General features: G+C 61.7%; 25 protein-coding genes and 1 tRNA gene. 20 read left to right on the top strand and 6 right to left on the bottom strand.

Going from position 1 to position 25,204, the window contains the following annotated elements; translation table 11 throughout:
* The first annotated feature begins 189 nt into the window (after positions 1–189).
* From dnaG to fabI, 4 genes are all read left to right on the top strand, one after another.
* Positions 190–2,193, top strand: coding sequence for a DNA primase (gene dnaG / locus AC2ISB_RS09225; RefSeq protein WP_486574778.1), 2,004 nt, complete (start codon positions 190–192; stop codon positions 2,191–2,193).
* Positions 2,194–2,325: 132 nt separating this feature from the next.
* Positions 2,326–4,326: an RNA polymerase sigma factor RpoD gene (gene rpoD / locus AC2ISB_RS09220; RefSeq protein ID WP_339107924.1), complete on the top strand. Its 2,001-nt coding sequence runs from the start codon at positions 2,326–2,328 to the stop codon at positions 4,324–4,326.
* A 3-nt stretch (positions 4,327–4,329) separates the two neighbouring features.
* Positions 4,330–4,821, top strand: coding sequence for a hypothetical protein (locus AC2ISB_RS09215; protein ID WP_486574777.1), 492 nt, complete (start codon positions 4,330–4,332; stop codon positions 4,819–4,821).
* A gap of 160 nt (positions 4,822–4,981) precedes the next feature.
* Entirely contained in the window at positions 4,982–5,746 is a 765-nt protein-coding gene (fabI, locus tag AC2ISB_RS09210) for an enoyl-ACP reductase FabI (protein ID WP_406721149.1), read from the top strand.
* Between the two features lie 332 nt (positions 5,747–6,078).
* Here the strand turns inward: fabI and AC2ISB_RS09205 are convergent, their stop codons facing one another.
* The 3 genes from AC2ISB_RS09205 to AC2ISB_RS09195 form a co-directional block, all read right to left on the bottom strand.
* Positions 6,079–6,735 carry a 3-oxoacid CoA-transferase subunit B gene (locus tag AC2ISB_RS09205; protein WP_406721148.1) on the bottom strand — a complete coding sequence of 219 codons (657 nt, stop codon included), beginning with the start codon at positions 6,733–6,735 and terminating at the stop codon, positions 6,079–6,081.
* A complete protein-coding gene (locus AC2ISB_RS09200; RefSeq protein ID WP_406721147.1) occupies positions 6,735–7,388 on the bottom strand; it encodes a 3-oxoacid CoA-transferase subunit A in 654 nt (217 codons plus the stop codon). Before AC2ISB_RS09200 ends, AC2ISB_RS09205 begins: the two co-directional genes overlap by 1 nt.
* Positions 7,389–7,539: 151 nt before the next feature.
* On the bottom strand, positions 7,540–8,391 hold the full coding sequence (locus AC2ISB_RS09195) for an SDR family oxidoreductase (protein WP_486574776.1): 852 nt from the start codon (positions 8,389–8,391) through the stop codon (positions 7,540–7,542).
* A gap of 106 nt (positions 8,392–8,497) precedes the next feature.
* Here AC2ISB_RS09195 and AC2ISB_RS09190 point away from each other — a divergent pair, with 106 nt between their 5' ends.
* The 6 genes from AC2ISB_RS09190 to ribD all read left to right on the top strand — a co-directional run bounded on the left by AC2ISB_RS09190 (position 8,498) and on the right by ribD (position 11,910).
* Positions 8,498–8,869 carry a winged helix-turn-helix transcriptional regulator gene (locus tag AC2ISB_RS09190; protein ID WP_339107918.1) on the top strand — a complete coding sequence of 124 codons (372 nt, stop codon included), beginning with the start codon at positions 8,498–8,500 and terminating at the stop codon, positions 8,867–8,869.
* 75 nt (positions 8,870–8,944) lie between these two features.
* Positions 8,945–9,286, top strand: a complete 342-nt coding sequence (locus AC2ISB_RS09185) for a hypothetical protein (RefSeq protein WP_339107917.1) — start codon at positions 8,945–8,947, stop codon at positions 9,284–9,286.
* A 30-nt stretch (positions 9,287–9,316) separates the two neighbouring features.
* Positions 9,317–9,799 carry a hypothetical protein gene (locus AC2ISB_RS09180; protein ID WP_486574775.1) on the top strand — a complete coding sequence of 161 codons (483 nt, stop codon included), beginning with the start codon at positions 9,317–9,319 and terminating at the stop codon, positions 9,797–9,799.
* Positions 9,796–10,215 carry a secondary thiamine-phosphate synthase enzyme YjbQ gene (locus tag AC2ISB_RS09175; RefSeq protein ID WP_486574774.1) on the top strand — a complete coding sequence of 140 codons (420 nt, stop codon included), beginning with the start codon at positions 9,796–9,798 and terminating at the stop codon, positions 10,213–10,215. Before AC2ISB_RS09180 ends, AC2ISB_RS09175 begins: the two co-directional genes overlap by 4 nt.
* Before the next feature lie 145 nt (positions 10,216–10,360).
* On the top strand, positions 10,361–10,822 hold the full coding sequence (nrdR, locus tag AC2ISB_RS09170) for a transcriptional regulator NrdR (RefSeq protein WP_486574773.1): 462 nt from the start codon (positions 10,361–10,363) through the stop codon (positions 10,820–10,822).
* Entirely contained in the window at positions 10,822–11,910 is a 1,089-nt protein-coding gene (gene ribD, locus AC2ISB_RS09165) for a bifunctional diaminohydroxyphosphoribosylaminopyrimidine deaminase/5-amino-6-(5-phosphoribosylamino)uracil reductase RibD (protein ID WP_486574772.1), read from the top strand. The genes nrdR and ribD overlap by 1 nt, the downstream gene beginning before the upstream one ends.
* On the opposite strand, the gene AC2ISB_RS09160 is transcribed toward ribD, so the two are convergent.
* From AC2ISB_RS09160 to AC2ISB_RS09150, 3 genes are all read right to left on the bottom strand, one after another.
* Positions 11,907–13,901 (bottom strand): capsular polysaccharide biosynthesis protein, encoded by a 1,995-nt coding sequence (locus AC2ISB_RS09160; protein ID WP_486574771.1) that lies wholly within the window; start codon positions 13,899–13,901, stop codon positions 11,907–11,909. The two genes, ribD and AC2ISB_RS09160, sit on opposite strands and share 4 nt — an antisense overlap.
* Entirely contained in the window at positions 13,901–15,034 is a 1,134-nt protein-coding gene (locus AC2ISB_RS09155) for a polysaccharide biosynthesis/export family protein (protein WP_339107911.1), read from the bottom strand. Before AC2ISB_RS09155 ends, AC2ISB_RS09160 begins: the two co-directional genes overlap by 1 nt.
* Positions 15,035–15,128: 94 nt before the next feature.
* Positions 15,129–16,415, bottom strand: a complete 1,287-nt coding sequence (locus AC2ISB_RS09150; RefSeq protein WP_486574770.1) for a capsule biosynthesis protein — start codon at positions 16,413–16,415, stop codon at positions 15,129–15,131.
* A gap of 229 nt (positions 16,416–16,644) precedes the next feature.
* Here AC2ISB_RS09150 and AC2ISB_RS09145 point away from each other — a divergent pair, with 229 nt between their 5' ends.
* The 10 genes from AC2ISB_RS09145 to AC2ISB_RS09100 all read left to right on the top strand — a co-directional run bounded on the left by AC2ISB_RS09145 (position 16,645) and on the right by AC2ISB_RS09100 (position 25,191).
* Positions 16,645–17,250 carry a riboflavin synthase gene (locus AC2ISB_RS09145; RefSeq protein WP_339107909.1) on the top strand — a complete coding sequence of 202 codons (606 nt, stop codon included), beginning with the start codon at positions 16,645–16,647 and terminating at the stop codon, positions 17,248–17,250.
* Positions 17,247–18,386, top strand: a complete 1,140-nt coding sequence (gene ribB / locus AC2ISB_RS09140) for a 3,4-dihydroxy-2-butanone-4-phosphate synthase (RefSeq protein WP_406721139.1) — start codon at positions 17,247–17,249, stop codon at positions 18,384–18,386. Before AC2ISB_RS09145 ends, ribB begins: the two co-directional genes overlap by 4 nt.
* A 12-nt stretch (positions 18,387–18,398) precedes the next feature.
* A complete protein-coding gene (locus AC2ISB_RS09135) occupies positions 18,399–18,950 on the top strand; it encodes a 6,7-dimethyl-8-ribityllumazine synthase (RefSeq protein ID WP_339107907.1) in 552 nt (183 codons plus the stop codon).
* Positions 18,947–19,444 (top strand): transcription antitermination factor NusB, encoded by a 498-nt coding sequence (nusB, locus tag AC2ISB_RS09130; protein WP_339107906.1) that lies wholly within the window; start codon positions 18,947–18,949, stop codon positions 19,442–19,444. Before AC2ISB_RS09135 ends, nusB begins: the two co-directional genes overlap by 4 nt.
* Before the next feature lie 329 nt (positions 19,445–19,773).
* On the top strand, positions 19,774–20,100 hold the full coding sequence (locus AC2ISB_RS09125; protein WP_486574769.1) for a hypothetical protein: 327 nt from the start codon (positions 19,774–19,776) through the stop codon (positions 20,098–20,100).
* A gap of 93 nt (positions 20,101–20,193) precedes the next feature.
* Positions 20,194–20,658, top strand: coding sequence for a GNAT family N-acetyltransferase (locus AC2ISB_RS09120; RefSeq protein WP_339107904.1), 465 nt, complete (start codon positions 20,194–20,196; stop codon positions 20,656–20,658).
* 247 nt (positions 20,659–20,905) lie between these two features.
* A tRNA-Arg gene (locus AC2ISB_RS09115) sits at positions 20,906–20,983 on the top strand.
* A 323-nt stretch (positions 20,984–21,306) separates the two neighbouring features.
* Positions 21,307–23,496, top strand: coding sequence for a TonB-dependent receptor domain-containing protein (locus AC2ISB_RS09110; RefSeq protein ID WP_486574768.1), 2,190 nt, complete (start codon positions 21,307–21,309; stop codon positions 23,494–23,496).
* A 228-nt stretch (positions 23,497–23,724) separates the two neighbouring features.
* On the top strand, positions 23,725–24,246 hold the full coding sequence (locus tag AC2ISB_RS09105; protein ID WP_406721135.1) for an RNA polymerase sigma factor: 522 nt from the start codon (positions 23,725–23,727) through the stop codon (positions 24,244–24,246).
* Positions 24,247–24,255: 9 nt separating this feature from the next.
* Positions 24,256–25,191, top strand: a complete 936-nt coding sequence (locus AC2ISB_RS09100) for a FecR family protein (RefSeq protein ID WP_406721134.1) — start codon at positions 24,256–24,258, stop codon at positions 25,189–25,191.
* Positions 25,192–25,204: the final 13 nt, after the last annotated feature.

The following is a 25,204-nucleotide window of genomic DNA, read 5'->3' as shown; positions in this document are numbered from 1 at the left end:
CGATTGGGCGAATTTTGCCATGATAGTGTTTAGGATTTTCTATAATTTGTAACCGCTTGCAGGGGAACGCGGCATCGGGTGGCGAATCATCCTTCCGTGAAAATCCATTGCGTGTCGCAAACATTTTTTTGCGTGGACAGGGGGGCTGCCCCTCTGGACAGGGGCGCAAACTGGGCCGATATACTCTGTATGAGCTTGCCACCCGGATTCCTTGATGAACTGCGTACGCGCATCTCGATCACTCAGGTGGTCGGGCGCAAGGTCATGTGGGACAATCGCAAGTCCAATCAGGCCAAGGGTGACATGTGGGCCCCTTGCCCCTTCCATCAGGAAAAATCCGCGTCTTTCCATGTAGATGACCGCAAGGGATATTATTACTGCTTTGGTTGCCATGCCAAAGGGGATGCTGTTACTTTCGTGCGTGAAACCGAGAATGTCGGGTTCATGGAGGCCGTCGAAATTCTGGCGCGGGAGGCAGGCATGCAGATGCCTGCCCGAGATCCGCGTGCACAGGAAAAGTCGGACCGTCGCACCGAGCTGGCCAAGGTCATGGATGAGGCCGTCAAATATTATCGCCTGATGCTGAATACGCAGGCAGGGCAGGCCGCGCGCGACTATCTGGCCAAGCGCAAGCTCGACCCCGCCGCGCAGGCGCGCTTCGAGATCGGTTTTGCGCCGGATGGCTGGCAGGGGCTTTGGGATACGCTGCGGGCCAAAGGGATTGCCGAGGATCTGATCTTGGGCGCTGGGCTGGCCAAGGCGTCGACCAAGGGCAAACAGCCCTATGACGTCTTCCGCAACCGCATCATCTATCCCATCCGCGATCCGCGCGGGCGCTGCATCGCTTTTGGCGGGCGGGCGATGGATCCTAATGATAATGCGAAATATCTGAACTCGCCCGAGACCGAGCTCTTCGACAAAGGGCGCTCGCTTTACAACCACGGACCTGCGCGCGAAGCCTGCGGCAAAGGTGCGCGCTTGGTGGTCTGTGAAGGCTATATGGACGTGATCGCGCTGGTCGAGGCAGGCTTTGGCGGCGCGGTGGCCCCTTTGGGCACAGCGGTGACCGAACATCAGCTGCAACTGCTATGGCGTATCCATGACGAGCCGGTGATCGCGCTTGACGGCGATACGGCGGGCATTCGGGCCGCGCATCGGGTGATCGACCTTGCCTTGCCGCTTCTGGAGGCGGGCAAGGGGCTGCGTATCGCGATCATGCCAGAGGGGCAGGACCCCGATGACCTGATTAAGGCCAAAGGGCGTGAGGCGATGGCCGAGGTGCTCGAGACCGCCCGTCCGATGATTGACCTGATGTGGAACCGCGCGATCGAGGGCAGGGTCTTTGACAGCCCCGAGCGCAAGGCGGCTCTGGATAAAGAGCTGCGCGCCGCGATCTCGCAGATCAGGGACCCCTCGATCCGCGCGCATTATGGCGAGGAGATCAGGGAAAAACGTCTGGCTCTTTTCGGAATGGGCCGCGGCCGCGACGAGGGTGGCGGCGGGGCCTCGCGTGGGAATTATCCACAGGCTTACCAACAGGGCTCTGGGGGTAACTTCCGCCGGAGTTATCCACAGGGGCGCGGGGCTTGGGGAAAACTGCCCGCATTGCCGCTGGAGCAGACCCGCAATTCCATGCTGGCCGTGGCGCAGGATGCTGCCGTGGCCGAGCGTCTGCGTGCCGCGATGGTGCTGGCGATCTGCGTGTCGCATCCCGCGCTGGTGGCGGAGTTCGAGGCGCAGTTGGAAAATGCGCCGCTGGCGGATCCCGATCACGACCGTTTGCGCAATCTGATGCTGCGAAATCTGGGGGCAGGGGCCGAAGAGATGGCACGGCTCTTGCAAAATCAGATGGGAGACTATCTTGAAAAAATGATGAGATTGCCCCATCTCCGAAGCGCACCACCTGTTGTAAAGGTGACAGATACGGCACTTGCGCGTATGTGCTTGGCCGAAGAACTGGCCAAACTGGATGCAGACCGTGCTGTACGCGCCGAGGTGGAAGATGCGATGGAAGACTTGGAGGGCGCCGCCGATGAAGGGCTCACATGGCGTTTGAGCCAAGCAACGCGACAAAGACAGAAGGCGTCGCGATCCAAGCTGGACGATACGAGTGATATGGGGGAGGACAGGGCAGCCCTCTCCGCCTATTTGCAATCGGTGATCGATCAAGAGATATGGCGGAAGAAAAAATGACGCCGTGATGCAACGCCCTGAATATGATCGATTCACCCCTCTGTGATTCGGTTCAATGATTCGATAAAACAGCGGGATATGATTCGTTCCCGCCCTAGCCGTGCTACAGCCCAAGCCGATCAAGGAGCGCCCATGGCCGCCAAAGACATCGACGATAACAAGCCTAATACCGCCAGCGACGATGGTACGTCCTTCGACATGTCGAAGACGGCGGTCAAACGCATGATCGCCGAGGCCAAGGAAAAAGGTTACATTACCTATGACCAGCTGAATGCGGTCATGCCGCCCGATCAGGTATCGGGTGACCAGATCGAAGACGTCATGTCGATGCTCTCCGAGATGGGGATCAATGTGATCGAGGATGAAGAGGCCGATGAAGACGGCTCTGACGATAATAACAGCTCGTCGGGCGGTGCGCTGGCCACGACCGGTGGCGGCTCGCGCGAGGTTGCGCTGTCCTCCGGTTCGGGCGAGACGCTGGACCGCACCGATGACCCCGTGCGGATGTATCTGCGCGAGATGGGGTCGGTCGAACTGCTGTCGCGCGAAGGCGAGATCGCGATTGCCAAGCGCATCGAGGCAGGCCGCAACACGATGATCGCGGGGCTGTGCGAAAGCCCGCTGACCTTCCAGGCGATCACCATCTGGCGGGACGAACTTCTGGAAGAAGATATTCTTCTGCGCGACGTGATCGACCTTGATGCGACTTTCGGGCGCTCGCTTGATGAAGAGGGCGAGGATGACGAGCCCGTGGTCGGCACGATGGGCGAAGAGCAGCCGCGCCAGACCGAGAAATCGCAGGAATTCGATGCCGACGGCAATCCGATCGACTCGGATGACGAGGATGATGATGACGCGCCGAACATGTCGCTTGCCGCTATGGAAGCGACGCTGAAGCCGCGTGTCCTCGAAACGCTCGAATCCATTGCGCTGCTTTATGACGATCTGGCCGAGATGCAGGATATGCGGATGTCGGCCACGCTGAACGAGGATGGCACTTTCTCGGTCTCTGACGAGGCGGCCTATCAGAAGAAGCGTTCCGAGATCGTCGAACTGGTGAATTCGCTGCATCTGCATAACAACCGGATCGAGGCGCTGATCGACCAGCTTTACGGCATCAACCGCCGTATCATGTCGACCGACTCCGCGATGGTGAAACTGGCCGATCAGGCCCGTATCAACCGCCGCGAATTCATCGAATCCTATCGCGGATACGAGCTTGACCCGACTTGGGTCGATGCGATGGCCGCCAAGCCCGGTCGTGGCTGGCAGACCCTGATGGAGAAATACCGCGACAAGGTCGAAGAGCTGCGTGGCGATATGGCCCAGATCGGGACCTATATCGGTGTGGATATCACCGAGTTCCGCCGCATCGTGAATCAGGTGCAAAAGGGCGAGAAAGAGGCGCGTGCCGCCAAGAAGGAGATGGTCGAGGCGAACCTGCGTCTGGTGATCTCGATTGCCAAGAAATACACCAACCGTGGTCTGCAATTCCTCGATCTTATCCAAGAGGGGAATATCGGTCTGATGAAGGCTGTGGATAAGTTCGAATACCGCCGCGGCTACAAGTTCTCGACCTATGCGACATGGTGGATCCGTCAGGCGATCACCCGCTCGATCGCGGATCAGGCGCGCACCATCCGTATTCCGGTCCATATGATCGAAACGATCAACAAGCTGGTCCGCACCGGTCGCCAGATGCTGCACGAGATCGGCCGCGAGCCGACGCCGGAAGAACTGGCCGAAAAGCTGCAGATGCCGCTGGAGAAAGTCCGCAAGGTGATGAAAATCGCCAAGGAGCCGATTTCTCTGGAAACCCCGATCGGGGACGAGGAAGACAGCCAGCTGGGCGATTTCATCGAGGACAAGAATGCCGTGCTGCCCTTGGACAGCGCCATTCAGGAAAACCTCAAGGAAACCACCACGCGGGTTCTGGCCTCGCTTACCCCGCGCGAGGAACGGGTTCTGCGGATGCGCTTTGGCATCGGTATGAACACCGACCATACGCTGGAAGAAGTGGGCCAGCAGTTCTCGGTGACCCGCGAACGTATCCGGCAGATCGAGGCGAAGGCGCTGCGCAAGCTCAAGCATCCGTCGCGCTCGCGCAAGCTGCGGTCCTTCCTCGACCAGTAAGCTATGTGGCCTGAAACGATTGATGGCCCGCTAGATCGTATCGCGCGCGTGGTGGAAGCTGCGCGCGCGGCGCATTTTAGCGAAGAGGTCGTGTTGGAAAATGCCCATTGGGGCGAGGACCTGGATGCGCGCTTCCCGTGGGAATGCGGGGTGATCTATCTGATCGAGGATCTGGGTGACCCTGCCGAGACCGCCGAGGCCTTCACCCGCTACCGCCAGAACCTGACGCCGCAGAACCGCCACCGGTTGAAGATCCTGCAGCCCACCGGCAGCGGGTCGCAGGTGCTGCACGTGGGGGCCTGTAGCCGCAATCTGCGCGGTGCGCTGCGCCAGCATGTGATGTCGATCACCGCCGCCACGCCTGCGCTGAAACTCAGCTGGTGGTTTGCGCCGCGCCCCTACCGCATCCACCTGCGCCGCTATGATGTGGAGCCGCCCGTGCTGGATCTGATCCGCTCGGCTATGGTCGAGGATCTGCGCCCCGCTTTTGCCTGATCCGCTCGGATTTTCTGCAATGCAGCAAAAACGGAGTGGCATTTTTCGCGACTTCGGGCATGATACGGTCATCCTATCGGGTTTGGTTTTACGATGTTTCAGGGCAGAGGCTGCGGCGTTTGCGATCCAATTTCAGGACATGCCACCACGGGAGCAGACCATGTTTTCATTGAAGGGGCAGAAGGCGCTGGTTGTCGGGGTCGCCAACGAGACCTCGATCGCCTATGGCTGCGCGCAGGCGCTGCGGGCGCAGGGTGCCGATCTGGCGATAACCTATCTCAACGCCAAGGCTGAGCCCTATGTTCGGCCTCTGGCGCAGGCGCTCGGGGCCGAACTGATTGCACCGCTGGATGTCGGGATGCCGGATCAGATCGAGGCGCTGTTTGCGCAGATCACGCAACAATGGGGGCGGCTTGATACGCTTGTGCATTCTATCGCCTTCTGTCCCAAAGAGGATCTGCATGGGCGGGTCACCGACTGTTCCCGCAGCGGATTGGCGCAGGCGATGGATATCTCGGTGGGCAGCTTCATAGAGCTGGTCCGCCGTGCCGAGCCGCTGATGGAAGGGGGCGGCACCTGTATGACCGTCAGCTTTTACGGCGCCGAGAAGGTCGTGCGGGATTACAATATCATGGGGCCGGTCAAGTCGGCGCTGGAATCCGCGACACGCTATATGGCGGCAGAACTGGGGCCGAAGGCCATTCGCGTGCATGCGCTGTCGCCCGGGCCGCTGAAAACCCGCGCAGCCTCCGGCATTGCCCATTTCGACGAGATGATGGAGGCCGCCAGCGCCCGTGCGCCCACCCATCAGCTGGCCACCATCGAGGATTGCGGGGCGTTTGCCGCCTTTCTGGCAAGCCGCGAGGCCGCCAATCTGACGGGCGGGCTGCATTATATTGATGGCGGGTTCAATATTACGGGCTAGGCAGCAGGTGCGGGGCGTTTATGGCAGCATTTGTGGCGGCGACCCGAAAAAGCCGCGGGCGTCCCGTTACAGGTCGGGGAAGCGCAGGCTTGATCGCGCGGCTCGGGGCACCAGCCGCAAGGCGGCATTCGGCCACGGGTTTGGCGGTTGCCATTGGCTGGAGGTCCGCGAAATCGGCATTGGGGTACAGGTCCGGAGCCTCCGGCCCTGCTGCTGCTCTCAGCAAGCGCGTGATCCGTCATCGGGCCCTTTTCACCATAGGGGAGATTCCCCCAGATCTCGCAAGGAAGGTCCAGTGGCAGGGGCATCACGGCTGCTGGATCGGGGGGGGGCTACGGCCGGAGGTGCATCTCCGGCACTTCGCCTGCATGGATCAGCGGGGCCTCGGTCTGGGCTTCGATCTCGGCCACACTGACGCCGGGGGCGCGTTCCAGCAGATGCAGGCCGTTTTCCTGTGGCGCAATCACCGCGAGTTCGGTGACAATCAGGCTGACACGACGTTCCGCCGTCAGGGGCAGGGTGCATTCGGTCACGATCTTGGCCTCGCCCTTGGCAGAATGCTGCATGGCGACGATGACCCGTTTGGCCCCCGCCACCAGATCCATCGCCCCGCCCATGCCGGGGATGCGCTTGCCGGGCACCATCCAGTTGGCCAGATAGCCGCGCGCATCCACCTGCAGCCCGCCCAGCACGGTCACATCCAGATGGCCGCCACGGATCAGTCCGAAGCTCATTGCGCTGTCAATCGAGGCCGCCCCCGGCACGGCGGTCACAAAGCCGCCCCCCGCATCGGTCAGATCGGGGTCTTCCATCCCGTCTGGCGGACGCGAGCCAAGGCCGATCACGCCGTTTTCGGCCTGAAAGAACACATTCATTTCCTGCGGCACATAGCTTGCCACCAGCGACGGCAGCCCGATGCCCAGATTGACCAGCGATCCGGGCTGGATTTCCTGTGCGACACGGCGGGCGATCAGTTCCTTGGCATCCATCAGTGCAGCCTTTCCAGCAGGTGGTCGACCAATACGCCCGGGGTCTTGACCCCATCGGGCGGGATCGCGCCCACAGGCACGATCAGCCCCGGCTCGGCGATCACCGTAGTGGCGGCCATCGCCATGACCGGATTGAAGTTATGCGCGGTCATCGAATAGGTGAGATTGCCGACATAATCGGCCTCATGCGCGGCAATCAGGGCAAAATCCGCCGCCAGCGGCTTTTCCAGCAGGAACGCCTTGCCGTCGATGGTCAGGACCTCTTTGCCCTCGGCGATCTTGGTGCCCACGCCCGTAGGCGTCAGCACGCCGCCCAAGCCTACGCCCGCGGCGCGGATACGTTCGACCAGAGTGCCCTGCGGCACCAGCTCGACCTCGATCTCGCCCGCGATCATCTGGGCTTGGGTCTCGGGGTTCAGCCCGATATGCGAGACAATCGCCTTGCTGATCGCGCGGGCCGTGATCAGCCGGCCAATACCGTCATCGGGGCGGGCGGTGTCATTGGCGATCACGGTGAGGTCCTTGACACCGGCTGCCACAAGGGCATCGATCAGGCGGCGCGGTGTGCCCACGCCCATGAACCCCCCGATCATTACAGTGGCCCCGTCAGGGACAAGGGCTGCGGCTTTTTCGGCAGTCAGGGCGGGCTTCATGGCGATGTCCTCCGGTCTCGCTGCGGGCGATATGTCAAATGAAACGTCTGAAATAGGTGCTTTGACTATTCCCGAAGAGCCCGCATATTTCAACGCATGATTGACCGGATGTGCAGGAGGGGCGCATGGCCCCTCCCTCCTTCATGCGTAATTATAGCGCATTGCGGACTGTGACGGCCATCGGTTCGGTCGGGTGGCCCAGCAGGCGCGACAGATCCTTCGAGCGGTCGTCGAGCCAGCCTTCGCCCGCACGTACAGAGCTGTCGACCAGCACGTCGGCAAAGCCGTCCGGAATGCCTGCGCCCACAAGCGCGGCCTTATACTCGGTGGGGGGCAGGTCGATATAGGTCACAGGTTTGCCGGAGGCCTGCGCGATCATTCCGGCCAGTTCCGCGCCGGTATAGCTTGCATCGCCGGCCAGTTCGTAGATCTTGCCTGCATGGTCGCCGCCTGCAAGCACGATTGCGGCGGCCTCGGCGTAATCGTGGCGCGGCGCAGAGGCATAGCGGCCTGTGCCGGAGGCCCCGATCATGGTGCCATTGGCAAGCGCATGGTCCAGCCCCGCCAGCATGTTCTCCGAATACCAGCCATTGCGCAGCAGGGCATACGGCACACCCGAGGCCGCCAGTGCCTCTTCGGTGGCCTTATGCTCGGCGGCAAGCAGCATGGGCGAGCGATGGGCCTGCAGCAGCGAGGTATAGGCAACAAAGCCCACGCCTGCCGCTTTGGCCGCAGCGACCACATTGCCATGCTGGCGGGCGCGCTGGCCAACTTCGGACCCCGAGATCAGCAACAGCCGGTCGATCCCGTCAAATGCCTTGGTGAGCGCGTCGACATCGTCATAAGAGGCAATGGCGGTGTGGTAGCCCTGTGCCGCCAGCGCCGAGGCCGCATCCTCGCGGCGCACCAGCGCGGTGATGTCGGCTTTCGGGATGCGCGCCGACAAGGCGGCCAGAACATGTGTGCCCAACTGCCCCGAGGCACCGGTGATCATATAGCGCATTATCTTTCCCTTCGGTTGCAACAAGAGTATAGGTCTCGGATAGAGACCTTTTCCTGCGCTGTGAAGGAGGCAGGTTTTCGGTACAAGGTAACAGGAAGGGAACCCCATGCTGCAAGAACGGCTGTTCGATCCTCAGGGGCGTGATCTGGCCGATTGTCCGGTGCGCCATGTGCTGGACCATCTGGCGGCGAAATGGACCACGCTGATCGTGCTGGAGCTGGCCTCCGGCCCCCGCCGGTTCTCGCAGGTGTCAAAGGCGCTGCCGGATATCTCGAAGCGGATGCTGACCCAGAGCCTGCGGGATCTGGAGCGCGACGGGCTGATCCGGCGCACGGTCTTTCCGACCAAGCCGCCCAGTGTGGAATACGCGCTGACCGCGATGGGCCAGTCATTGCTGCCGCCGCTTCTGGGGCTGATCGAATGGGCGCAGGCGCATGAGGTGCAGATTGCAACGGCGCGGCGGGCCTATACGGGCTGAGCGGATGTGCGGGCTAAGGCTTCCCCTTGGCCTCCGGTCTTGCTATGCCGGAACCATTATAGCTTCGAGGTGAATATGTCCCGCAAGATTATGTCTTTGCTCGGTCTGCTCGTGCTCTCTGCCTGCGTGGTGGATGAAAACGGGCATCCGGTATTTGCGACCCGCCCGACCGGGCCTTCGATGGATCAGGCTGGCACCTGTTTTCTGTATGTCGAAGATGCCAAGGATGGCACCTATAATCTTGTGAACGGCATCGGCAATGGCACCAAGACCCCGCTGGCCACGCGCCAGACAGGTCTGGATGCGGCGGCTTTGGATGCGGCTTGGGCAAAAGAGCGCAAGATCATGGATATCAACCCCGAATGTCTTGCGATTTCGGCGCGTGATCGCAGTGCGGCGCGTCCGGTTTCGGGCTAAGCGGTGACAGTTCGCGGGCGGCGGGGGCCTATGCTGGCCCTGCTGGTGGCCGGAATGCTGGCGCAGCCCCTGGCCGCGCAAAACCTGCTGAATTGCCGGATCGAGGGGAAGGCGGCGCAGCTGTCGCTCACGCTGGAGGGCGGGGTGCTGACCTATCGTTACGGGCCGCAGGCCGCCCCCGATCTGGTGCTGACCCGTCCGGTCGAAGAGGTCACCTATCAGCCCTGGCCCGGTGTCGGCGCGACCATCTGGGAGCAGGTGACCCTGACCAATAAGGGCGTCGATTACAGTGTTTTCGATTTCGTCGAGCGCGCTGTCCAAGGGGATGAGGTCCGGCTGGCGCGGGGAGCGGGCGTGGATGTGTCACGCGGGGGGCAGCCGCTTGCGCGACTGGACTGTGCCGGTACGCCCGAAGCCGATTTTTCCGCGATCGGCGAGGCGCTGATTGCAAAAGGGTATTGCCATGCGCCGGACGGCTGGCATTTGGGCGCAGGAGGGTGGTTCTGCCAATGAGTACACGCGAATTCCGGATCGGCACGAGGGGGCAGGGGCTATACGAATTTACCCGCGACGTGGCCGAATGGGTCGAGGAGGACGCGCCCGATGAGGCCGTGCTGACGCTGTTTGTCCGTCATACCTCGGCCAGTCTTGTCATTCAGGAGAATGTCGACCCCGATGTGCAGACCGATCTGCACGGGTTTTTCAACAGGCTGGTGCCGCCCACAACCCATCCCAGCCAGTCCTGGATGGTCCATACCTATGAAGGCCCCGACGATATGCCCGCCCATGTGAAGGCGGCGCTGCTGCCTGTTTCCTTGCAGATCCCCGTGGTCGCGGGGCGGATGGTGCTGGGCACGTGGCAGGGGATTTACCTCTTTGAACATCGCGACCAGCCCCATAGCCGCCATGTCTTCGCAATGCTGCGCTGAGTCGGATCGGCCACAGGTTCCGTCTTCCCGTATTTGGTAGACGCACTTTATGGCTACCCAATGATTCGCGTCTCGCCTATAGTCTTGTGGATAAGTGGGGCATGAGACCCCATAGAGGCGGATTTTACAGGAAAAGGGGGACGCGATGCGCTGCCCGTTTTGCGGAAATGTTGATACCCAGGTGAAGGACTCGCGTCCGGCCGAAGATCATGTCGCGATCCGGCGCAGGCGTTTTTGTCCCGCATGTGGCGGACGATTTACGACCTATGAGCGGGTCCAGTTGCGCGATTTGGTGGTGGTGAAGACCTCCGGCAAGCGTGAGGATTTCGACCGTGACAAGCTGGAGCGTTCCATCCGGATCGCCATGCAGAAACGTCCGGTCGAGCCGGAACGCCTTGACCAGATGATCTCGGGTATTGTGCGGCGGCTGGAAAGCATGGGCGAGACGGATATCCCCTCCAAGACAATCGGCGAGATTGTCATGGAAGCGCTCGCCCGTATCGACACGGTGGGCTATGTCCGCTTTGCCAGTGTATACAAGAATTTTCAGGAAGCGGATGATTTCGACAAGTTCGTATCGGAACTGCGCCCCGGCGCGTCGGACTGATGCAGCCTGACGAACGATTCATGCGGTTGGCCCTGTCGCTTGCGCGGCGGGGTCTTGGCAATACATGGCCCAACCCTGCGGTGGGCTGCGTGCTGGTCAAGGGGGGCGTCATTGTCGGTCGGGGCTGGACCCAGCCGGGAGGCCGCCCCCATGCCGAGCGCCGCGCATTGGCGCAGGCAGGCGCGGCGGCCCGAGGGGCTACGGCCTATGTCACGCTGGAACCCTGCTCGCATTATGGCAAGACCTCCCCCTGTTCGCTGGCCCTGATCGAGGCCGGTGTGGCGCGGGTGGTCTCGGCGCAGACAGACCCCGATCCGCGGGTTGCCGGACGCGGCCATGCGATGCTGCGGGCGGCGGGGATTGCTGTCACGGAAGGCACATTGGAGCCCGAAGCGCGGGCGCTACAATCCGGTTTTCTGTCACGGATCGAACATGGGCGGCCTTGGCTGGCCTTGAAGCTGGCCACGTCCTTCGATGGCCGGATCGCCCTGTCCAACGGGCAGAGCCAATGGATCACCTCGGCGCAGGCGCGTGCCCATGTGCATGCGCTGCGCGCCGAGTTCGATGCGGTCATGGTCGGGGGAGAGACGGCCCGCGCCGATGATCCGCTTTTGACCGTGCGCAATTTCACGCCCGTTCAGCAACCCGTGCGGGTGGTTGCAGCCTCGCGGCTGGACCTGCCGCGCGCCCGATTGGCCGGTTCGCTGGATCAGGCGCCCCTGTGGCTGGCACATGGGCCGCAGGCCCCTGAACAGGCGCGCGCCTATTGGCAGGGGCGCGGGGCCAATCTGTTCCAGGTGCCGCTTGCCGAAGGCGGGATGGACCCGCATGCGCTTTTGCAGGCGCTCGGGGCGGCTGGGCTGACGCGGGTCTTCTGCGAGGGGGGCGGGCGCTTTGCCGCCGCGCTGATGCGCGCGGGGCTGGTGGACGAGCTGATCGGCTTTACGGCTGGGATGGTTCTGGGCGGCGATGGCCGTGCCGCGATCGGTCCAATGGGGATCGCGCAGTTGGCTGGGGCACCGCGCTACCGGCTTGTCTCTCAGCGCGAGATCGGCGGCGATGTGCTGCATCGCTGGCGGCGCGATTAACGGCGGACCGGTTTCGCAAGATCCTGCAGCCTCGACAGGAGGCGAAGGGAAAGCCCTGTGCGCAGAGGCTGGGCCAGCCGCTCTACCGCGATTTCGGGCGGGCAGGGCAGGCCGGTCAGCGGGTCCATATAACGCGGATAGGCAATCAGCGCCGCATGGGCCAGTTGCCACAGGTCGGGCCGTGCCTGACGGCGTGGGGGCTGTGGCATCAGATCGCGGGTCAGGCCCCAGCCCGCATAGAAGGGCATCCCCAGACAGGTCACAGGCTTGCCGCGCAGAAGGGCCTCGAACCCCATCAGCGAAGTCATGGTCCAGACTTCGTCACAGGCCTCGATCAGCGCAATCCCGTCGGTCTTTTGGCACACCAGATCGGCCAGCCGCGCCAGATCATCGGCGGGCACGCTGCCTTTGCGCAATCCCGCCTCGACATCGGGATGTGGCTTATAGATGATCACGGCATCCGGATTTTCGGCACGGGCGCGGGTAAGCAGGGCCAGATTGCTGCCGGTTTCGGGGCTGCCCATGCGGATCGAGGCATCATCCTCGACCTGACCGGGCACAAGGATGCGATGGCCGCGCGGCAGGGCGGGGGCGGTGCCTGCAAGATTGTATTTCGACAGCCGCGCCTTGCGGATGTCGCGCAGCAGCCGCTCGATGCGCAGCCGGTCGTGATCCGGCAGCGGTTGCGCGATCAGTGCTTCCAGATCGGAAGGGGTGGTCGGGTCATAATAGATCCCCTGCCGATCCGTCACCAGAGACAGGGGGGGCGTCAGCTTGGCCCCCAAACCGCGCGAGCGTAAAAAGCCGTCCTCCATCCGCCACGCGCCGGTCGGGCGGTCGGGTTTGCTGGCCCAATGGACAGGCTGGCCCGCGCCTGAGCCTGAGCCCGCGCCTGAGCCAAAGCGCACCGGCCCGTATCCGCCATAGAAGCGGCGCAGGTGTTTGTGTTTCCAGCGGCTCATGCCGGTCATCGCATAGCCGTGGCCGTCCTCGCGATAGGCGCGGGTCTGGGCGGCAAGCTGGTCCACCGCCTCTTCGAAGCTGCACAGGCGCGCGCGGCAGGGGTCGAACCATGTGGGCGCAAGCAGATGCGAGACGGCAAAGATCTGGGCGCGTGTCAGGCGGCGCTCGCGCCGTGGAGGCGGGGCCTCGTCTTGGCTCAGTCCCCATCCGGCATAGAAAGGCTGGCCGAAAACGCGGGGGCGGTGCCCTGCAAGAATGGCCTCGTAGCCCATCAGGGACGACACGGTATAGACCGCGATCGCCCCCTCCAGCAGCGCCCAAGGGGAATGGGGGGCGGTGACAATCTCGGTCAGGGCATCGCCATCTGCGGCGCTGTAATGCCCCGCCCTGAAGCCTGCGCGGGTTTCGGGGTGGGTCTTGATCAGGATGCGGGCCTTGGGGTTTTCGATCCGCGCCACGGCCAGCATTTCGCGGAAGGTGCGGGCGGAGGCCGCGCCATGCGTGATCGAGGCATCGCCCCGCGTCTGGTCGATGACCAGCACATAGCCCGGAGCGGGGGGCGGCAATGCGATGTCGAAATCGTTGTATTTCGAGAGGTCGAGCGCCTTGAGGCGGGCAATCCCCTGCCGTGCCCGTGCCAGAAGCGCCCCGTCATCCAGAGCGGCTTTCTGCAGCAGTCTTTCGATCCGCGAGGGGCGCGCGCCATCGAAATGCACCCCGACAGGGTCGATGATCAGCCCCAAGGGGGCTTCTCCTGCGCGCCCCGTGCGGACCGAACGCAAAAACGCATCTTCCAGCCGGATCAGCGTTGCGCCGGTTCGCGCGGCGATAGCCTCGCCGCGATTTGCATAGGGCGAGCGCCCCCAGACCACGACCCCGTCTTCGGCGCGGGGCAGGCCCAGATGCAGGCTATGGCCTGCCGCCTTCAGAATGTGGCGCAGACGCGGCTGACGCAGAAAGCCGCCGTTATAAAAGAAAAGCCGCCGGGGCACCCCGGCGGCCATATCCTCTGCGTCAGACAGCGGCATTAATTGGCCAGATTGCTGATCGTATTGACCGGACCCAGCGACCCTGTCAGCGCCGAAAGCGTTTTCGACCATTGGACATAGGGCGCTTCGGTCACATAGACGGTATCGCCGTCACGGATGGCGAAATCGCGCGCCATGAACATGCCGTTGGGCTCGGTCAGGTTGAGCACATAGACCATACGCTGATCCCCCACGAGGTCATCGCGGCCCAGCACGGCGCGGGCGATCTCTTGCGGTTCGTTGCGGAACACGAAGACACCGGTCGGGTCGGCGGTCTGCGTCTGCAGGCCTCCGACGGTGGCAATCGCCTCAAGCGCGGAAAGGGTCTTGGTTTCGAAGGGCACGCGGGCCTGCGTGCCGGTGGCGCCAAGTGCGGTAAAGGCGCGGGTGTCCTGTTCCACAAGGATCTTGTCGCCATTGCGCAGCGCGATATCCATCTGTGGATTGTCGTAAAGATCCGACAGCCAGACAGTGCCGCTCTGGCCGTTTTTGCGCGTGACGGTGATTTTGGCGATATCGGGGTTGATCGACACACCACCGGCGCGGGCAATCATGGCCGAAAGCGTGCGGGTCGGGCGTTCGATCGCATAGACACCCTGACCGCCAATGGCACCGGTCAGCGACACGGTCGACCCGTCGCCTGCCACCCGTGACACGGCCACCTGCGGATCGGGGGTCTGGGCATCCAGCTTTTCGGTGATCAGGCGGCGCAGCCCGTCGGGGGTGTTCCCCGCAGCCTTGATGCGGCCTGCATAGGGCACGAAAATATAGCCTGCGCCATCCACCTGTACCTCGGTGAGCTGGGTGGCGTTGGTGCCTTGCTGGACCAGAAGCCCGTCATCGACGTTTTCCCAGATGGTCAGCGAGAGCGTATCGCCGGCATTGATGGTATCCGACCCCAGAACGCCAGCGTTGCGGAAGCTCGAGGAGAATCCCAGAGCCGGCTGGACGGCGGTTGCGCGGGCAACATGGTCATTGACCGAGACGATGAAGGCATCGCCCTTGCGCATGACCGAGCCTGCAAAGATTTCACGCTTGTTCGGGCCCGAGCGCGGCAAAGCGCAGGCGGCCACGCTGAAGACCAACGCAGACAGAACCAGCACACGCGTGGCTTTGGAAAAATTCGTCGTCACTGCTCGAGCTCCTCTTTCGGGATGCTTCTCATAGATATGCGTTATGCATTTTGACGGGCAGCGTGGCAGAAAGCCTGAGTAAAATCCAGTTGTGTCACTTGATTACGCGCAACTGTTGCCGTGGTGCCGCTGTTCCCGAGGTCAGGGCGTCGTAAGGGTCTTCGGTGGAGAGCATCATGTCCACGACCTGCCGCAGCAGCGTGCGCCGCCCCTTGGCGGAATAGAACCCGCCCGGAATCTGGCTGGTTTCCAGCAGATAGTGGCGATAATCGCGATAGGCACGGGTATCGGGGCGTGCGGGGGTCGCGAAGAATTCGGGCAGGGGCTGGGTCGAGACGAATTCGGGTTTGTCGAACACCGCCCGCCCGAATGCCTTGAGCGGCAATCCCCGCCAGAGCACCTGCTGCGCTGCGGTCGAATTGACGGTAACGGCAGAGCGCGCCTGCGCCAGAAGATTGGCCAGCTTGCCGCCGCGCACGAAATGCACGCGCCCCCTGAGCTCGTAGCGGGCAACGCCCTCGCGGATGGCGGCCTCGATGGGCGCGCGCCCGTCTTCCAGCGGATGGGCCTTGAGCACCAGATGGTGGTGCGAGGGCGCCCCTTCGGCAAAGCCCCTCATCACCAGATCCAGAAATTCGGTCTGGCTTTTGAACGGGGAATGCATGACAAAACTGCTGTCATGTTCCAGTTGCATCAGAACGAGGTGATAGGGAAAGCCGCCATATTTCACCTGAGAGGTCGCGATCCAGCGCTGCACCATATGTAGGGGCATGCGGGTCATGCGGCGCAGATAAAGACGGAATTCGTCCAGCACGCTGACCCCGCGATGGGGGCGGAAATTGGGCCAGCGTCGCGCCCCCTTCATCACAAGGAAATGGTAGAGCGCGCCATAGAAGACATGCTGGCGCATATCTCCCCAGCGGGGCGGGGCATCGGGGAAGTCGATATCGGATTGAGCAAGGGCTGTGCGCATCTCGGCCACGCCCATGTCCATCAGCCGCGAATGCCCGTTCGAGCCGCCGCGCTCGTAGGTGACCCAATAGGGGCGCAGATAGCCTTCCTCGAAGACATGCACACGCAGGCCCTGCGCCCGTGCGGCAAGGATGGCCTGCGCGTGGATGGCGCGAGTGTCGCCATATAGCACGATATCGGTGATCCGTTTTTCCAGAAGCAGGTCCGAGATCGCTTCGGGCCAGTCCTCGGCTTTGCCCTGCCACGGGATGAAGCGGGCATCATCGTTCCAGAAGGCGGCATCCCCGCCGTTGAACCCCACACGCCAGACCGTGGCACCGGCGCGGCCCAGCATCTCGCCCAACTGGCGGAAGAAGGGGCCGTGCGGCCCTTGCAGAAGCAGGAAATGACGGTTGTCAAACAGGGGCATAGGCGGGGCGGGTCCGGAACTGGTGACAGGCGGTACAACGGAGAATCGCGACAATTCCCTTGGGTAAGGTGAATATGTGTCATAAATCGGGCGGCTTGTAGATTATTATTTAGACATTCCGCCCGAAGGCGCGGTTGTGCCCAGATGATGTGCACATATGTAACGGCAGCAGTTCTTGCACCGCCCCCCTTGCCAAGTTAGGGGAAAGGGGACCGAAAAGGAGATCAGGATGTTCACCGGGATCATTACCGATATGGGCGAAGTTCTTGCGCTGGAACAGCAGGGCGACCTCTGGGCGCGGATCGGCACCTCTTACGATGTCGACACGGTGGATATCGGCGCGTCCATCGCCTGTGACGGCGTCTGCCTGACCGTGATCTCCAAGGGCAAGGATCCGCAGGACTGGTTCGATGTGCAGATCTCGGCGGAAAGCGTCGCCAAGACCAATATCGGGCGCAATTCCTGGCATGTCGGGCGCCGTCTGAACCTTGAGCGCGCGCTGAAGGTGGGCGACGAGCTGGGCGGCCATATCGTGGCGGGCCATGTCGATGGCGTGGCCGAGATCGTGTCGATCCGCGACGAGGGCGACAGCTCGCGCTTTACCTTCCGCGCGCCTGATGATCTGGCGAAATTCATCGCGCCGAAAGGCTCGGTGACGCTGAATGGCACGTCGCTGACGGTGAATGAAGTGTCGGGCGCGGAATTCGGGGTGAATATCATTCCGCATACCAAGGAAGTGACGACATGGGGCGCGGCCAAAGCCGGTGACCCGATCAATATCGAGATCGATACGATGGCGCGTTACGTCGCGCGCCTGCAGGAGTGGAACGCATGAGCGAGATCAAACCCGTAGACAAATCCGGCACCCATGATGTTCCGGGCCCCGTCGAGGAAAGCTATCGCGAGGCGATCTCTTCCATCGAGGAAATCATCGAGGATGCCCGCAACGGGCGCATGTATATCCTTGTCGACCATGAAGACCGCGAGAACGAGGGCGATCTTTGCATTCCTGCGCAGATGGCGACCCCCGATGCGATCAATTTCATGGCGACCCACGGGCGCGGGCTGGTCTGCCTTGCGCTGACCTCGGATCGGGTGGATGCGCTGGGGCTGCCGTCGATGGCGGCCTCCAACAGCTCGCGTCAGGAAACCGCCTTTACCGTCTCGATCGAGGCCCGCGAGGGGATCTCGACCGGGATCTCGGCGCATGACCGTGCGCGCACCGTGTCGGTGGCGATCGACCCGATGAAAACGGGCGCCGATCTTGCCTCGCCGGGCCATGTCTTTCCGCTGCGCGCCCGTGATGGCGGCGTGCTGGTGCGGGCAGGCCATACCGAAGCCGTGGTCGATGTCTCGCGTCTGGCGGGGCTGAACCCGGCCGGTGTGATCTGCGAGGTGATGAAGGAAGACGGCACCATGGCCCGCCTTCCCGACCTGATCGCCTTCGGCCAGAAATACGGCATCAAGATCGGCACGATCTCCGATCTGATCGCCTATCGCCGCCGTTACGATAACCTTGTGACCCAGACGGCCCAGAAACCCGTGACCTCGGTGCATGGGGGCGATTGGGCGATGCGCGTCTTTACCGACGATCTGGAGGGCGCGGAACATATCGTGCTGTCCAAAGGGGATCTGACGGGCGGGACACCGGTGCTGGTGCGGATGCATTCGCTGGACCCGCTGGGCGATGCGCTGGGTCTGGTGCCGGGACGCGATGGCGATATCGGGCGCGCTCTGGAGGCGATTGCCGCCGAAGGCCGCGGTGTCTTTGTGGCGCTGCGCGATCCGGGAATGAAATTGCCGCTGGTGGGCGAAGACAGCCCCAGCACGCTGCGCCAATATGGTCTGGGGGCGCAAATTCTGGCAGCCCTCGGCCTGTCGAAAGTCGAGCTGCTGACCAATTCCCCCATGCCCAAAGTCGTCGGGATTGATGGCTACGGGCTCGAAATCTGCGCGACGCGTAAATACTGATAGGACAAGACGATGGCCGAATCCGAGACCCATTACACCCTTCCTGCGCCAAGCTTCGACAAGCCCGTGCGTATGCTGATCGTGGTGGCCCCTTATTACAAGGAGATCGCCGATAATCTGGTCAGGGGCGCGCGCGAGATGGCCGAAAGCTGTGGCGCGGTGGTCGATGTGATCGAAGTGCCGGGCGCGCTGGAAATTCCGACGGCAATCAAGCTGGCCGCCCGGATGGCCGATTACGACTGTTTCACCGCTCTTGGCTGTGTGATCCGTGGCGAGACCACGCATTATGAGACGGTCTGCAACGACAGTTCGCGCGCGATCCAGTTGATGGGGCTTGAGGGGATCCTGATCGGCAACGGCATTCTGACGGTGGAAAATTACGAACAGGCCGATGTCCGCGCCGACACCGCGCGGTCAAACAAAGGTGGCGGCGCGGCTGCTGCGGCCTTGCATTTGCTGGCTCTATCGCGCAAATGGGCGAACCGGACAAAAGGGATCGGCTTCCGCCCGCAAGGCGAGTCGTTCCGCATTGCCGGTGAAGCCGAAGGAAACCAGACCGCATGACCGAAGATATGCCCGCCGAAAAACCGCGCAAACCCTCGCTGGAGGAGAAGCGCCGTATGAAATCCGCAGCAAGGCTGTATGCCGTGCAGGCTCTGTTCCAGATGGAAGCGGGCGGGCTGTCTGTTGATAAGGTGCGGGCAGAATTCGAGAATTTTCGCTTTGGGGCGGTGATCGATGATGTCGAGATGTCCGAAGGCAATGTGGATCTGTTCCGCCGCATCCTCGATGATGCGGTGATGTGGCAGGGCAAGATCGATAAGGCCACCGATAAGGCGCTTCTGGAGAGCTGGCCGCTGAACCGGATTGATTCGGTTCTGCGGGCGCTGTTCCGTGCGGCAGGGGCCGAGCTGGTCAATCCGGCGACACCACCGAAAGTTGTGATCAATGAATTCGTCGAAGTCGCGCGCGCTTTCTTCCCCGATGGTCGCGAGCCGAAATTCGTCAATGCGGTGATCGACAATATGGCCCGCCAGCTGCGCGACGATCTGGTCTGATCCGTTGTGCGACAGGTATTGCAGAAAGCCGGGGGGAGACCTCCGGCTTTTGCTTGTCCGGCCAGTGTATGGGGAAAGGCCAGTGCGCGGCATTGCCGTGAGGGCAGGGCGGGGTGCCCAAGCCAGCAGGACGCATGACAGAGCTGCCACAAACGCCGCGCTCCTACCGCAACAGCGCCGGTCAGGCTGGCAGGCGCTTATGCCCGAGGGGGGCTCCGTCCGCGCTGTCCAGCCGCTGTTGTTGACCAATTTCTAAGCAAAAACAAAATCGGCTCTTGGTTTTTGAAATTGATGCGTTACATTGAATGTAACAACCGGAGGGAGCTGTCATGCCGCAACTCGTTCGTCTGTATATCCGTAACGTCCTGTTCGGATTTGCCCTTGCTGTTGCCTTTGTCGCAACGCTTCTGGCCTTTAACGTGGCCAATCTTTGGCAGCTTGTCTCGACCTCGGATATGGGCGTTCTGGCCGTAGCGATGCTGGTGGTTTTCAACACGATCGTTTTTGCGGGCGTGCAATTCGCGATCAGCATCATGGCGATGGCCGAGGATGAGGATATGCCGGCAGGTGGTCTGCGTCAGCACGATATGCAGTTGCAGCCGATTCCGGTTCGGGTTGACCCGCCAAGCCGTCTGCAACGCCAGCTCCGTCGCTGAGATATCCCTTTGTTCAAATTATAGGGCGCGCCTTGCGGTGCGCCTTTTTGCTGTGCAAAACTGGACGGGCAATGTTCGGCAGAGGAGGCGGATATGATTACCATTTTGCGTGAACATCCGGTGCAGGAAAATCTGGCGCTTTTGCACAAGCGACATTCCGACGCGATGCATGCCGATACACCTCCTGAGTCAATCCATATGCTGCCGCCCGATGCGCTGGCGGCACCTCAGGTCCGCTTTTTCGTCATGCGTCAGGAAGGCCGGGCGATTGGCATGGGGGCGTGGAAGGCGCATTCTGCCACGCTGGCGGAACTGAAATCCATGCATGTGCTTTATGAAGAGCGCGGGCGCGGTCTGGCCCGTATGATGCTGCGCCACCTTCTGTCCGATATCCGCGAGGCGGGCTTTGCCGAAGTGCGGCTGGAGACAGGGTCGCAGGAAAGCTTTTCCGTCGCGCGTGCCCTGTACGAATCGGAGGGCTTTGTGACCTGCGATCCTTTCGCCGATTACCGCCTTGATCCGATGAGCGTCTATCTGGGACTGTCGCTGCACGCCTAGCCTTGTGTTTCGCACAAGACTTGCCGTGCTGGCAGGTCTCAGGGGCTGGGGCGCATTTGCGGGCGGGGCTAAAACAAGACCCGTGGCAGGGGATCTGCTGCGTGGCTGCACGGGGCAGGCTTGCGCGGTTTCCCAGCTCATGGAACCCAGAGATCCAGTTCCCGTGGGGTCCATTTCTGGCGGGGATCCTTTTCCCTTGGCAAGTTGACAATATGCGCGTTTTGTCTGATACGCTTTGAGAAAGTGCGGGCCGTTAGCTCAGCTGGATTAGAGCAGGGAACTTCTAATTCTCAGGTCGGGGGTTCGAGTCCTCCACGGCTCGCCAAAATTCCTCTTTTCTGCAAAGAGACCCGAGCGGCTGGCGCTTCGTGTCTTTGCGCCCCAAAGGGCCTCTGACGTCTATCGGGTTCCGGTCGTCGCGGGGCATAATCCCTGCGGTTTTTCAGAAAATTTCAAATTCAGGCTGAGGTGGCGGGCTGTGGCAGACGTCTATTCTCCAGCAACGCTCGTATGTCTGCGCGCGCGAAGATTTTGAACTGGGACCTATCCATGAAACTGAGCCGTCTTTCCTGCCGCCCTTATAGCCGTTTCTGCGCGAGTCTGGGTTTTCGAGTCATGGCGTCCACGGCCATACTCGGGGGGGCTGCCGTGATTTCGCCCGCAGGGGCACAGGTGACAGTGTCCTATGCGATTGCGCCGGGTCCGCTTGGGTCCGTGCTGACGCAATTCGGTCAGGCATCGGGGCTACAGATTTTCTATCCGGCGGATCTCGTTCGCGGGAAACGGTCATCGGGGGTTTCGGGGGCGCTGTCGGTGGATGCCGCTCTGGCAACTGTCCTGTCAGGGACGGGCCTTGTGTTCCAGTATACCAGCGAGAGCACCGTGACGCTTGTCGGAAATACGGGGGCGGGCACTCTCGGGGACGATGGGGCGGTGGCGCTTGATCCGATTCTGGTCGAGGGGGGCGGTCTTGCGCCTGCAACGCCGAATTCCGCGCTGATGTCGGATGATCCGCGTCTTCAGGCGGGTACAAAAACCGTTGTGACGGCAGAAGATCTGGCAAATGGCGGCAATACGAATGTGGCCGAGGCGATGAAAAGCGTGCCGGGCGTATTTGTGACAAATAACCAGATCAGCATCGGGGGGGCGGGCACCGATTACACCAAGATCATGATTGATGGTGTGCCGGTCACCACAGAGGAACTCAAGCAGAAGGGCGCATCCTATAAAGGCGATCTGGAATGGGTGCCGATGGATGCGATCGCGCGGATCGAGGTCATTCAGGGGCCGGGGGCTGCGCTTTACGGGTCCGGCGGTATCGGGGGGGTGGTCAATATCATCACCAAGAAGGACGATCAGGAGCGGCTGAAAGGCGCGCTTACGGCAGAATATTACGCCGCAACCGGTGATGAGACGGGATCGACCAAACGTGTCAGCGGCTCTGTCTCGGCACCTCTGGTCAAAGGCGCTCTGAGCATGTCTTTATGGGGTGATTTTACCCGCCATGATGACGATGAAGATGGCGGGCAGCGCGAAAGCAAGGATCTCAAGGCACGGGTCCACTGGCGCCCTGATGATGCGCAGGATCTGACATTCGAAATCGGCCATTCCGACCAGAGCTATATGAAAGATACCGCAGAGGATGACGGTCTTAACGGGGTTGTCCGTGATACGCTGTCCCTGCGCCATAGCGGACAATGGAGCTTTGGCGAGGAGGCCCTGAGCCTGTTCTGGGAGAAATCGACAACGGATCTGGCGGTCAGCAATACCGATACCGTCACCACCTTGCAGCAGTCGGAAGACTATCGGACCTATGGTCTGGAAGGCACGCTGACCGATACCTACACGCTGGGCGGCATCGACCATGCGGTGGTCTATGGTCTTGAGGCGTCGCATGCGCGGCTGGCAGATGGCGGGCAGGGGAGCCTTTATTACAGCCCCGATGGCAGTGTTGCCGGCGGGGGAAGCACCTCGGATATGACCAAGCTCGGCCTTTATGCCAAAGACCAGATGTCGATCACCGACCGCTTCCGCATCGATACCGCATTGCGCTATGACTATAACAGCATCTACGGCGACCATCTCTCGCCGGTGGTGAATGCGGCCTATGACATCACTGATGCGCTGACCTTCAAAGCGGGGATTGGCAAGAGCTTCAAGGCACCCAATCTGCGCCAGTCGAATGAAGACTACCTCTATGCCGAATATAAGGCCAATCGCGGCATCATGACCTACTGGCTGGGAAATGACGATCTCAAGCCGGAACTGGCCACCAATTACATGGCCGGTTTCTATTATGATCAGGGGCCGATCACCGGCAGCGTCAGCGGTTTCCTCAATAACATTACCAACCGCATTCAGGGCAACGAGATCGGCACGTTCAATGGTGTGCGGGTCAAACAATATGTCAATGTCAACGAAGCCCGCACGAGCGGGATACAGGGCAATCTGAACTATGCGCTGAGCGACAGGCTGCAATGGAATACCACATTCTCGAAACTGCTTGAATCCAAAGACCTTGCAAGCGGGTCGGTGCTTTCGGAAGAGCCCGATATCAAGATCCATACGGAACTGTCATGGCAGGCGACGGACCGGCTGATGCTGACCGGCTCGATTGACCATTATGGCAAGCAGGTTGAAGTGACCGGCGAGGATAGCAGCGGTGAAGAACGTATTCCGGCCTATACCGTGGCCAATGTTCTGGCCAAATACACCCTGACGGACCATGCCTCGCTGAAAGCAGGGGTCAATAATATCTTTGATGAACAGCCCGACACCGATGCAGATTACACCGAGGATTCCCGCACCTACTTTATCTCGGCATCGCTTGATTTCTGACCGGAATACCGGGGCATGGCAGAGTGCCTGTCAGAGTGTTTTTGTCGGGAATTTCGGTCGAAAATCTTGCAAACAGGCTTATGATAAGATAGCACATAGAAACCGGAGGAGCCTGACGCCACTTCAAACATTCGGGTGTTCTGGTGTCCAGCTTCCTTGCATCTTCAGGCAGGTCCGTGTCGGGTGTCGTGTCCCTTTCTCAGGGGGGCGCGTCAGGGCGATTGTGCCATGCCGGATGATCTCTCCCGTCGAAAGATACTCGGGGTTTTTCTGTCCAACTATCGGGCGATAACGCGGCGGGTGGCGGCAAGGTTGGGCAGTCCTGCGGATGCGGAAGATGTCCTTCAGGAAAGCTGGTTCAAGCTCCAGCGGCTAGGGGACGCCTCGCATGTCGCGCATCCGGCTTCCTTCGTCCATAGCGTGGTCAATAACGTCGCGAATGACTTCCTGCGGGCGCATAGCACGCGGGTGCGATACGAAACCGCACCGGAGATGGAGACCCAAAGCCGCCACGTGCCCTCGACGGAACAGGTCTATGATTACGCGCAAAGGCTGCGCAGGCTGCAAAGGGTGATCGCGTCCCTGCCACCGCGGCAAAGGCAGGCGTTCACGCTCCATAAGTTCGACGGGTTGTCGCATTCGGAGGTGGCTGCGGAAATGGGGATCAGCCGCAGCGCCGTCGAGAAACTGGTGATGAAATCCTTGCAGCGATGCCGTGACGAATTGGCAGGCGATCTACAGGAAGATTAGGACACGGATGTGACGCATGTCATGAAGGAAGAGAACGCTGTGAAATCCGAGGCCCTTCATTGGTTCGTGACGCTCCATTCCAAAGAGGCGACAGAACAGGACCGGCAGGCTGCGGCGCATTGGTTGGCCCAAGATCCTGCGCATCGTGCCGAGTTCGAGGCCCTTGGGGATGTCTGGCGGGCTCTGGATGATGTGAAGGATCTTCCGGCTCCGGTGTTCCGAAGGCCGGTCAGCGCCAGTCGACGGGCCTTTCTTTCGTCAGGTCTGGCGGCAGGGTTTGCGGCGGCAGGGCTGGGCTATGTGCACCACCGAATGGCCGCGCCGGTCCTGCAGGAGACCGGAATCGGGGAAATCCGTTCGGCGCAGCTCAGCGGTGGCACCGCAGTGGATCTGGATGCCGGAACAGCGCTTGCCGCCGAAGATCACGGCGGCGGCTGGCTGCGTCTGCGTCAGGGCCGCGCGCGGTTCCGCGTGGCCGAGAACGCGTCGCCGCTGCATCTGAAAGCCGGGCATGTCAGTCTGCAGGCGGGGGCAGGGGCGTATCAGCTGCATCTTTGGAAACATGCGCTGGCCGTAAGTGTGCAGGAGGGCGAGGCCCGTCTGGCGCATCCCCATGCGGGCGATCTGAAGATTGGCAGGCACCAGCAGGTGCTGCTGGAGGGCCATCACTGGGGCGCATGCCAACAATGGAGCCCGCAGACCGGAAATGCCTGGATGTCGGGGCGGTTCATTTTCGAGGATCAGCCTTTGGGCAGGGTTCTGGACGACCTTGGCCGCTATCGGCATGGCAAGGTGATCGTGATGGAACAGGCGCTGTTGCAGCTGCCTGTCAGCGGCGTCTTTGCCACACATCGCCCCGAGGACGTGCTCGCCGCCATCGAGGCAACCCTCCCCGTCAGACGCTACGCGCTGACCGACTATCTTGTTGTCTTGCGCGCGGCCTGAGGGCGGCGGGCAT

Source organism: Thioclava sp. NS-SX20 (genome assembly GCF_057380695.1).
The sequence above is the reverse complement of the archived record's forward strand: the minus strand, read 5'-3'. Positions and strand labels throughout refer to the sequence as shown.

What these genes read in the sequence shown, in the direction of transcription:
- nusB (WP_339107906.1), top strand. Translation starts at nt 18,947, where the DNA reads ATGACCGAAGATATGCCCGCCGAAAAACCGCGCAAACCCTCGCTGGAG.
- fabI (WP_406721149.1), top strand. Translation starts at nt 4,982, where the DNA reads ATGTTTTCATTGAAGGGGCAGAAGGCGCTGGTTGTCGGGGTCGCCAAC.
- AC2ISB_RS09185 (WP_339107917.1), top strand. Translation starts at nt 8,945, where the DNA reads ATGTCCCGCAAGATTATGTCTTTGCTCGGTCTGCTCGTGCTCTCTGCC.
- ribB (WP_406721139.1), top strand. Translation starts at nt 17,247, where the DNA reads ATGAGCGAGATCAAACCCGTAGACAAATCCGGCACCCATGATGTTCCG.
- nrdR (WP_486574773.1), top strand. Translation starts at nt 10,361, where the DNA reads ATGCGCTGCCCGTTTTGCGGAAATGTTGATACCCAGGTGAAGGACTCG.
- AC2ISB_RS09205 (WP_406721148.1), bottom strand. Translation starts at nt 6,735, where the DNA reads ATGGATGCCAAGGAACTGATCGCCCGCCGTGTCGCACAGGAAATCCAG.
- AC2ISB_RS09150 (WP_486574770.1), bottom strand. Translation starts at nt 16,415, where the DNA reads ATGCCCCTGTTTGACAACCGTCATTTCCTGCTTCTGCAAGGGCCGCAC.
- AC2ISB_RS09145 (WP_339107909.1), top strand. Translation starts at nt 16,645, where the DNA reads ATGTTCACCGGGATCATTACCGATATGGGCGAAGTTCTTGCGCTGGAA.
- AC2ISB_RS09105 (WP_406721135.1), top strand. Translation starts at nt 23,725, where the DNA reads ATGCCGGATGATCTCTCCCGTCGAAAGATACTCGGGGTTTTTCTGTCC.
- AC2ISB_RS09120 (WP_339107904.1), top strand. Translation starts at nt 20,194, where the DNA reads ATGATTACCATTTTGCGTGAACATCCGGTGCAGGAAAATCTGGCGCTT.
- AC2ISB_RS09200 (WP_406721147.1), bottom strand. Translation starts at nt 7,388, where the DNA reads ATGAAGCCCGCCCTGACTGCCGAAAAAGCCGCAGCCCTTGTCCCTGAC.
- rpoD (WP_339107924.1), top strand. Translation starts at nt 2,326, where the DNA reads ATGGCCGCCAAAGACATCGACGATAACAAGCCTAATACCGCCAGCGAC.
- AC2ISB_RS09180 (WP_486574775.1), top strand. Translation starts at nt 9,317, where the DNA reads ATGCTGGCCCTGCTGGTGGCCGGAATGCTGGCGCAGCCCCTGGCCGCG.
- AC2ISB_RS09195 (WP_486574776.1), bottom strand. Translation starts at nt 8,391, where the DNA reads ATGCGCTATATGATCACCGGTGCCTCGGGGCAGTTGGGCACACATGTT.
- dnaG (WP_486574778.1), top strand. Translation starts at nt 190, where the DNA reads ATGAGCTTGCCACCCGGATTCCTTGATGAACTGCGTACGCGCATCTCG.
- AC2ISB_RS09125 (WP_486574769.1), top strand. Translation starts at nt 19,774, where the DNA reads ATGCCGCAACTCGTTCGTCTGTATATCCGTAACGTCCTGTTCGGATTT.
- AC2ISB_RS09215 (WP_486574777.1), top strand. Translation starts at nt 4,330, where the DNA reads ATGTGGCCTGAAACGATTGATGGCCCGCTAGATCGTATCGCGCGCGTG.
- AC2ISB_RS09190 (WP_339107918.1), top strand. Translation starts at nt 8,498, where the DNA reads ATGCTGCAAGAACGGCTGTTCGATCCTCAGGGGCGTGATCTGGCCGAT.
- AC2ISB_RS09135 (WP_339107907.1), top strand. Translation starts at nt 18,399, where the DNA reads ATGGCCGAATCCGAGACCCATTACACCCTTCCTGCGCCAAGCTTCGAC.
- AC2ISB_RS09175 (WP_486574774.1), top strand. Translation starts at nt 9,796, where the DNA reads ATGAGTACACGCGAATTCCGGATCGGCACGAGGGGGCAGGGGCTATAC.
- AC2ISB_RS09160 (WP_486574771.1), bottom strand. Translation starts at nt 13,901, where the DNA reads ATGCCGCTGTCTGACGCAGAGGATATGGCCGCCGGGGTGCCCCGGCGG.
- ribD (WP_486574772.1), top strand. Translation starts at nt 10,822, where the DNA reads ATGCAGCCTGACGAACGATTCATGCGGTTGGCCCTGTCGCTTGCGCGG.